We start from the raw sequence: 8,708 nt of genomic DNA on the forward strand, positions 1-8,708 counted from the left end.
CAGGATAGCTGGGATCAGGTTGGGTCAAAAGCGGGAACCGATCTGCATTGGCTTCCCAATCGAAATTACCACCGTCAACAATCATGCCGCCAATAGATGTTCCGTGGCCACCGATATACTTCGTAGTGGAATAGACAACCACATGAGCACCATGTTCAATCGGGCGACAAAGAATTGGTGCCGCCGTATTGTCCATAATTAGGGGCACACCAACTTCATTACCTATGTCAGCAACTTCTTTTATGGGGAAAACACGCAAACGTGGGTTGGGAAGTGTCTCTGCGTAATAGGCTTTGGTGTTTTCATCTGTTGCACGGCGGAAATTTTCAGGATCAGTCGGATCAACAAACCGAACTTCAATGCCCATATTCGGTAGTGTATTTGCAAAAAGGTTATATGTGCCGCCATAGAGTTCAGTAGAGCTGACAATGTTATCGCCAGCTTTGGCAACGTTTTGAATAGCCAATGTACTTGCGGCCTGACCAGAACTGACGGCAAGTGATGCAGCACCACCTTCCAGAGCTGTAATGCGTTCTTCCAGTACAGCCGTGGTTGGGTTCATGATGCGTGTATAGATGTTCCCAAACTCTTTCAGAGCAAAAAGATTGGCGGCATGTTCAGCGCTATCAAACTGAAAAGATGTTGTCTGATAGATAGGTACCGCAACAGCACCTGTTTGTGGATCACTTCTGTAGCCAGAATGAAGAACCAAAGTCTCCGGATTTTTTGTATCGATTGTCATTGCATCACCCGTTAGTTTTATTTCCCTAAACATAGGGACTTTTGATCAGGATGCACAGAAAGGGCAGAAAAAATGCGTAATCTTAATTCAGATGGGTTTCCCCTCGATTTAGCTGCATTTTTTAAGCGCCCGCAAGCTGAGCTCCAAATCAGCGCTAATTAATATCATGTACCCTACGTTTATAAGACAACCAGAGCAAGAAAGAATTACTTTTAATTACATAGTAAAAATGGAAAATACTCTTTTGGATCAATGATTTTATATATATTTTCTTTATAAATTAGATTCCGGTTAATCCGCCGTTAACGCCTGTTGCATAAAATACCATCAAATTTCATTAAAGTTTATGGTTATTGTGAGGACATCGTGAAGGCTGCTTATCTGCAAACAATATCTTTGGTTGAACGCTTGCACCGCCAGTGTTTGGAGGTGGTGAAGGCTGAATTAGATCGCCGCGGCATTCGGGACCTGAATAATATTCAAGCTCTGATCCTCTATAACATAGGGGCAGAAGAACTTTCTGTCGGGGAACTGACCCATCGTGGGTATTATTTAGGATCGAACGTTTCTTATAATGTTAAGAAAATGGTCGAAAACGGTTACCTCATTCAAGAACGCTCACCACATGACCGCAGATCATTTCATGTACGGGCTTCTGATACCGGGCTAGAGATTTTCAATTCTATTTCCACCCTTTTTGATGCCCATGCTGAACAAATAAGTGGCGGTGTCGTTACGGACGAAGATTTAAAAGTGACGACGGCCACGCTTCATCGCCTTCAGCTATTCTGGTCTTCACCGATGCCAATGGGTGGCGGTGTAAACCCATAGGCATAATCGAATAACAAGTTACATGTAGTATCTTTGAAAAGGATACTATTTCTGTTACTTTTAAGGTCTCTGTATTAACAGAGACCTTTTTTATTGTTGGTTTGGTTTGATGAGTACAGCTGATCAGGGAATTATAATAGAGTTTTCAAGAATGGGTTCTTACGTAAAGGTAAGTGCCTTTCACGAAGCGACTATGACCGAAGTATCAATTGTCGGTGACCCCAAAGAAACAGAGCAAAAGCTAAAACAAATCGTCATAAAAAAGCTAAGCTATGTTTTGAATAAAAAAAGGACAGATAAATCTGTTCAGCAAAAAACGGTAAAAGACCATAGAGGCGGAATTATCGTTTAAAATTGAGAAACTAAGTTCTCAAAATCAAATTTTCATGACGACAACAAACAAGAAAAAATGGAATCAAATGCATTTTGAGCTTCTGGAGCCTCAGATAAATCTTCTTTTACCTGCGACATAATAGCGCATAATTTTTATCAGGTTTTAAAAAAATGAGAAAATTCAAACACTTATTTTCTCTCAATATATTTTATACATACCTTTCATTCTTGTTTAAGAGAGTAAATTCAAAGAGATAGCAGCCTAAGAACAAAAGCAAATCGCTTAATATGTTATGCCAATAAGTTGTCTTGGTACAATAATGCCGCAGATGTTCTATAAAATGTACGTAAATTGTCTAGCATGAGACAAAAGAATCACATTATAACCTTTAACCTGTTTAAAGGCCTGATAAAGCGAAAAAGATAAGCCTTAAATTCTGGGAACATATTCGAACTTATTTCATAGTGATTTAACTAAAACAAAAATCAATTATGGATGAGATCTTTAACCTGTCATTGTCTTTCGAGAACACAACAGGTGTGCTATGTGATCAATTCGCTTTATCGGGAAAACAAAAAAAGTACGGACAAATGAGCAAAACTACCATTGCCTTGGCTGCTGACCATGCAGGTTATGAACTAAAGGACTTGTTAAAAAAGGACGTCGAAGCCCTGGGTTTTGATGTGCTTGATCTGGGCACAAACGGCCCGGATCGTGTTGACTATCCGGACTTTGGTTCTGCATTAGCAAAAGCAATTATAAATGGTGACGCACAAACAGGTATTCTTGTCTGCGGTTCAGGTATCGGCATTTCCATTGCCGCTAATCGACATGCAGGTATTCGTGCAGCTCTTTGTCACGACGAAACATTGGCTCGTTTATCGCGTGAGCATAACGATGCCAACGTCCTGGTTTTAGGAGCCAGAACAACCGGTATTGAGGTCGCAAAAGCTTGCCTTAAAACCTTTTTGAACACTGAGTTTGCCGGTGGGCGCCATCAAGGGCGCATCGAGAAACTTGGATAATAATCACCTTTACCAGAGAGTGAAGTTGTCATGAGCTTAGATACAACCACCTTCTTTAATGCACCTTTGGCGCAGACTGATCCTGAAATTGCTGATGCAATTAACAAAGAATTGGCACGTCAACAAAATCAGATTGAACTAATCGCATCTGAAAATATCGTTTCTTTGTCTACGATGCAGGCACTGGGAACTGTTCTAACAAACAAATATGCCGAAGGTTATCCAAATCGTCGCTATTACGGTGGTTGTGAATACGTTGATATTGTCGAAGAATTAGCAATTAACCGTGCCAAAGAACTTTTCGATTGTGCATATGTTAACGTACAGCCGCACTCTGGTGCGCAAGCTAACCAGTGCGTTACCTTGGCTCTTATCAAGCCAGGCGATACAATCATGGGGCTGGATCTTGCTTCTGGTGGTCACCTGACCCACGGATCACGCCCGAACCTTTCCGGTAAATGGTTCAATGCTGTTAGTTACGGTGTGGATAAAGAAACACACCAGCTGAATTATGATGAAATTCGTGATCTGGCTGTTGAACACAAACCAAAGCTGATTATTGCTGGTGGCTCCGCATATCCGCGCGTACTTGATTTTGCAAAGTTCCGTGCAATTGCAGACGAAGTAGGGGCGTACCTGCACGTTGATATGGCTCACTTTGCAGGTTTGGTTGCCGCAGGCATTCACCCAAGCCCTATGGAACACGCACATGTTGTGACGACAACAACACATAAGACACTACGTGCTGGTCGTGGCGGTATGGTTCTTTCAAACGATCTCGATATCGGAAAGAAAATCAACTCCGCTGCATTCCCTGGTCTTCAGGGTGGCCCGTTGATGCATTGTATTGCATCCAAAGCTGTTGCATTGAAAGAAGCCCTGGATCCTGATTTCAAAATTTATGCGAAACAGGTTGTCAGCAATGCAAAAACACTTGCAGCAACACTTGTTGAAAACGGTTTTGCAATTACAACGGGCGGTACAGATACCCACCTGATGCTGGTTGATCTACGACCAAAAGGCCTGACAGGTAACATTGCAGAAGAAAGCCTAGACCGTGCCGGTTTGACCTGTAATAAAAATGGCATTCCGTTCGATCCAGAAAAGCCAATGGTAACTTCCGGTATCCGTTTGGGGACGCCGGCAGGTACAACACGTGGCTTTAAAGACGCTGAATTCAAGAAAATTGGTGAACTTATCACTAAAGTTCTTGATGGACTTGCTGCAAACCGCGAAGATAACTCCAAAATCGAAGCGGAAGTTCGCAGCGAAGTCGAAGCACTTTGCCGTGAATTCCCAATCTACCAAGATTTGGAAATCTAAGGTTTTATCCGGGTTATGATTTCCAAATCGTCATAACTCGGATCCCCTTAGGGGGAAACTGTGAGGGAATATGCGCTGCCCGTTTTGCAGTAGTGAAGATACTCAAGTCAAAGACTCGAGACCAACAGAAGATCACACAGCGATCCGTAGACGCCGTCAATGTGCAAGCTGTGGTGCCCGATTTACAACATTTGAACGCGTTCAGTTACGTGAGCTGATTGTTGTAAAAGGGAATGGACAGCGCGAACCCTTTGATCGGGAGAAAATCGCCCGATCAATGAATATTGCCCTCCAAAAACGTGATGTTGACAGAGACCGTGTTGAACGCGTTGTTAGCGGCATCGTCCGTCGCCTTGAATCATCTGGTGAAAGCGAGATTGCGACAGATCTAATTGGCGAACTCGTCATGGATGCGTTGGCAACACTTGATCAAGTTGGTTATGTCAGATTTGCGTCTGTTTACAGAGATTTCAAAGAAGTAAGAGATTTTGAAGAGTTCGTTGGTAAACTAGGCGACGACCTCGATATTTTAGGCCGAGACCCGACCGATCAATAGCTTTTTCACTTTATCTGAATTACAAAATATCGTCTCAAACAGTTATAGAAACGTGTGATGTCCGCAGAACAGCATGATGTTGATCTCCAACATATGGATGCCGCCTTGTCTCTGGCCGCGCGGGGATTAGGTACGACTAGTCCGAACCCATCCGTGGGGTGTATCATTGTCAAGGATGGACGGGTTGTTGGCAGAGGGCGAACACAGCCCGGCGGGCGCCCGCACGCTGAACCCGTTGCTTTAGACGAAGCAGGAATGTCATCTCAAGGGGCAACAGCCTATGTGACCCTTGAACCTTGTTCTCACCACGGAAAAACACCACCTTGCTGTGATGCTTTGATCGCTGCGGGAATAAGCCGTTGTGTTGTTGCTATGGAAGATAGCGATACACGCGTCCAAGGGCGAGGTTTACAAGCTTTAAAGGATGCGGGGATTGAGGTTGAAGTCGGCGTACGACAACACGAAGCAGAGGAATTAAACGCTGGATTTTTCACAAAAATTCGACACGGACGCCCCCTTGTTACTCTAAAGGTTGCAACCACATTGGATGGTCGTATCGCAACAAAGTCCGGGCAAAGTAAATGGGTTACTGGCGAAGCTGCTCGCCGGGCAGGACATATGCTCAGAGTACGAAACGATGCCATTCTTGTCGGTAGTGGAACTGCGGTTATAGATAATCCTCGGCTGGATGTTAGGATACCAGGCCTGACACATCAGTCTCCCAAACGTGTTGTTATGGATGGCAGGCTCAGGTTGCCTTTGACGCATGATCTTGTCACAAGAGCAAAAGAGCATGAAACGATACTGATGACTTTTCGGGAAAACGATACGTCGCGTTTGAGTGCGTATAGAGATGCCGGCGTAAGAGTTTGCCTCATTGATAAAGATAAAGATGGATACATCAGCCCGATCGCAGTCTTGAAAGAGCTTGGAGCACAAGGCGTTACAAGACTTCTGGTCGAAGGTGGAAGCCATATAATCGGATCACTTTTCAAAGCGGATCTTATTGATCGTATCATCTGGTTTCGCGCCTCAAAGATAATTGGGGGCGATGGTTTGGGGGTAACAACAGGTTTTGGGTTAGAGGAACTATCCTTGGCACCAAAGTTCACATTATCCAATGTTGCCAAGCTGGGTGAAGATATGGTCGAAAGTTATCGACGTGATTTTTAATTTTGTTATCAAATGCATAAGAAAAGGCATTTAGATGTTTACGGGTATCATAACAGACCTTGGATCTGTTCAATCAATCTTGAATAACGGCGACAAACGCTTCGTATTTAATACTGCCTTTGAAATGGACACGGTTGATATAGGTGCTTCGATTGCTTGCTCGGGCGTTTGCCTGACCGTTGTCGAGAAGGGGCAGGGGTGGTTTAGCGCTGATGTTTCGGCCGAAACACTGTCAAAAACGACTTTAGGGATATGGACCAAGGGGACGCCAGTTAACTTTGAACGGGCGTTACGTATGGGCGATGAACTTGGGGGGCATTTGGTTTCAGGCCACGTAGATGGCGTTGCTTCTGTGATCAGTATCGTTCCCGATGGCGATTCCAAACGGTTTACTTTTGAAGCGCCTGAAGAACTTGCAAAATTTATTGCGCCCAAAGGCTCAATCGTTCTGGATGGTGTATCTCTGACCGTCAACGAAGTTAACGGAAATCAGTTCGGCGTGAATATCATTCCACATACCGCAGAGATGACAACCCTTGGTCAATGGCAGGTCGGAAGTTTTAAAGTCGGGGATTGTAAGGTTAATCTAGAGATTGATCTACTCGCCCGCTACGTTGGACAGCTACTGGAAAGGCAAAACAATGGCTAATTCGTCTTCTAATGGCGCAAAATCTTTTAGTGATATCCTATCCCCACCAGAAGAGATCATCGAAGAAGCAAGAAATGGCCATATGTTTATTTTGGTCGATGATGAAAATCGCGAAAATGAGGGCGATCTGGTTATTCCTGCTCAGATGGCGACCCCCGAAGCCATCAATTTCATGGCTAAATACGGCAGAGGCCTTATCTGTTTGGCCCTTTGTAAGGAGCGTGTTGAAGAACTTGGCTTGACACTTATGGCGCAAAAAAACGGAACTAGGCATGAAACTGCTTTTACCGTGTCTATTGAAGCCAAAGAAGGGGTCACAACGGGTATTTCAGCCCCGGATAGAGCACGTACAATTTCAGTTGCCACTGATCCGTCCGCATCCCCTGATGACATAGTAACGCCAGGGCACGTTTTTCCGCTTGTGGCCAGAGATGGTGGTGTTCTTGTCAGAACGGGACATACCGAGGCTGCTGTTGATATTTCTCGTTTGGCAGGTTTAAACCCTTCTGGCGTTATTTGTGAAATTATGAATGATGACGGCACAATGGCCCGTCGTGATGACCTCATAGAGTTTGCACAAACACACAAGCTCAAAATCGCAACTATTGCAGATTTGATCGCATATCGACGGAAAAATGATCACTTAATAGAAAAAACACTCGAAGATAAGTTGCATTCAAAGATTGCTGGCGAATTCAATTTGGCCGTCTATGTCAATAACACAACCTACGCCGAGCACATTGCCTTATGGAAAGGTGATATTTCGACGGATGCCCCCTTGCTTGTTAGAATGCATGCTTTAAATATCCTTGATGATGTTCTAATAGACACCCAGAGCGGAAAAGCAGACGATCTTCATAATTCGATGAAGATGATCGACCAAGAAGGACGGGGCGTTATTGTTCTTATTAGAGAACCATCGCCAAGAAGTCTTTCTGACGCAATTAAAACAAGACTTGGCGAGCCTGTCGAAATTAACCATGATCTAAGAGATTATGGTGTTGGAGCTCAAATTTTACTTGATCTGGGTGTTCAAAAGATGATTCTTCTCACAAATGCAGAGAAAAACATCGTTGGGCTTGACGGATACGGGCTTTCTGTAGTTGAACAGCGTCCAATAGTTGAGACGACCTAATCTATCGAATTGGATTAGGCGCCAGACAGTATGGATTTATTAGGTAGCAAAGAATGACTGACAAACCCCACGTTCTGATTGTTGAAGCACGTTTCTATAGCGCTATTGCTGATGAGATGAAAAGTGCGGCTATTGCTGAACTTGAAAAAGACGGCTGCAGTTACGAAGTTGTTGCCGTTGCAGGTGCTTTTGAACTACCTGCTGCAATTAAATTTGCATCCCTGCGCAAAGATGGTCGTCAGTTTGATGGATATGTTGCACTTGGTTGTGTTATTCGCGGCGAAACAAGCCATTACGATTATGTTTGTGTGGAAAGCGCAAGAAAGCTTCAGGATCTGGCCGTTGATAGCAATATGGCGATTGGCTATGGTGTATTGACCGTTGAAAACGAAGCACAAGCTTGGGCACGAGCAAGAGCTACCGAAAAGAACAAAGGTGGCGCAGTAACACGGGCTTGCCTTGATATGATCGCATTAAAACGCCAGTACGGTGTTGCATAAGGAATTATGACCGTGACTGAGGACAATTCTAAAGCGCCAACTGCAAGCCTGAAAAAAAGTATGGCTCGCCTTGCCTTGATACAAGCGCTTTTCCAGATAGAGTTCAACCAAGGAAGTTCCAAGACTGTTTTGGATGAGTTCCTGAACATGCGTAGAGATGAAGAAGTCGACGGACTGAACATTGCTGCCATGGACCAGAAGCTATTTATTGAGCTATACAAAGGTATCTGTCAGGAACGGGAACTTCTTGATGATATGCTGGTCTCTGTTCTGGATAAATCGTGGCCCATCCACAGGTTGGACCCATTGTTAAGATTGGTGATGGTTGCTGGCGCTTATGAAATTCAACAACGTGCAGAAACACCCGCAAAAGTGATTATTTCTGAATATGTTGATGTCGCTCATGCGTTTCTTGGTGATAAAGAAACAGCCATGGTAAA

At 44.1% G+C, this 8,708-nt stretch carries 11 protein-coding genes and 1 riboswitch; of the genes, 10 read left to right on the forward strand and 1 reads right to left on the reverse strand.

Features of this window, described 5'->3' with window-relative positions; genetic code table 11:
* A partial coding sequence (locus Q0241_RS10895) for a PLP-dependent transferase (RefSeq protein WP_299377255.1) occupies positions 1–742 on the reverse strand: 742 nt, incomplete at its 3' end.
* Between the two features lie 91 nt (positions 743–833).
* A riboswitch (SAM riboswitch) is annotated at positions 834–907 on the reverse strand.
* 201 nt (positions 908–1,108) lie between these two features.
* Here Q0241_RS10895 and Q0241_RS10900 point away from each other — a divergent pair.
* The 10 genes from Q0241_RS10900 to nusB form a co-directional block, all read left to right on the forward strand.
* Positions 1,109–1,573 (forward strand): MarR family winged helix-turn-helix transcriptional regulator, encoded by a 465-nt coding sequence (locus Q0241_RS10900; RefSeq protein ID WP_299377257.1) that lies wholly within the window; start codon positions 1,109–1,111, stop codon positions 1,571–1,573.
* Positions 1,574–1,682: 109 nt separating this feature from the next.
* Positions 1,683–1,925 carry a hypothetical protein gene (locus tag Q0241_RS10905; RefSeq protein ID WP_299377259.1) on the forward strand — a complete coding sequence of 81 codons (243 nt, stop codon included), beginning with the start codon at positions 1,683–1,685 and terminating at the stop codon, positions 1,923–1,925.
* 572 nt (positions 1,926–2,497) lie between these two features.
* A complete protein-coding gene (rpiB, locus tag Q0241_RS10910) occupies positions 2,498–2,932 on the forward strand; it encodes a ribose 5-phosphate isomerase B (protein ID WP_299377261.1) in 435 nt (144 codons plus the stop codon).
* 30 nt (positions 2,933–2,962) lie between these two features.
* Positions 2,963–4,255 carry a serine hydroxymethyltransferase gene (gene glyA / locus Q0241_RS10915; protein ID WP_299377263.1) on the forward strand — a complete coding sequence of 431 codons (1,293 nt, stop codon included), beginning with the start codon at positions 2,963–2,965 and terminating at the stop codon, positions 4,253–4,255.
* 70 nt (positions 4,256–4,325) lie between these two features.
* Positions 4,326–4,811, forward strand: coding sequence for a transcriptional regulator NrdR (nrdR, locus tag Q0241_RS10920; protein WP_299377265.1), 486 nt, complete (start codon positions 4,326–4,328; stop codon positions 4,809–4,811).
* 57 nt (positions 4,812–4,868) lie between these two features.
* Complete coding sequence (gene ribD / locus Q0241_RS10925; protein ID WP_299377267.1) at positions 4,869–5,984, forward strand: bifunctional diaminohydroxyphosphoribosylaminopyrimidine deaminase/5-amino-6-(5-phosphoribosylamino)uracil reductase RibD; 1,116 nt, start codon at positions 4,869–4,871, stop codon at positions 5,982–5,984.
* Positions 5,985–6,018: 34 nt separating this feature from the next.
* Entirely contained in the window at positions 6,019–6,633 is a 615-nt protein-coding gene (locus Q0241_RS10930; protein WP_299377269.1) for a riboflavin synthase, read from the forward strand.
* Positions 6,626–7,768, forward strand: a complete 1,143-nt coding sequence (gene ribB / locus Q0241_RS10935; RefSeq protein WP_299377271.1) for a 3,4-dihydroxy-2-butanone-4-phosphate synthase — start codon at positions 6,626–6,628, stop codon at positions 7,766–7,768. Before Q0241_RS10930 ends, ribB begins: the two co-directional genes overlap by 8 nt.
* Positions 7,769–7,821: 53 nt before the next feature.
* A complete protein-coding gene (gene ribH, locus Q0241_RS10940) occupies positions 7,822–8,268 on the forward strand; it encodes a 6,7-dimethyl-8-ribityllumazine synthase (protein WP_299377273.1) in 447 nt (148 codons plus the stop codon).
* 12 nt (positions 8,269–8,280) lie between these two features.
* Positions 8,281–8,708 (forward strand): transcription antitermination factor NusB (gene nusB / locus Q0241_RS10945; RefSeq protein WP_299377274.1); only part of this gene is annotated, 428 nt, incomplete at its 3' end.

Origin of the sequence: uncultured Kiloniella sp. (genome assembly GCF_937128705.1) — a bacterium.
Classification (GTDB): domain Bacteria; phylum Pseudomonadota; class Alphaproteobacteria; order Kiloniellales; family Kiloniellaceae; genus Kiloniella.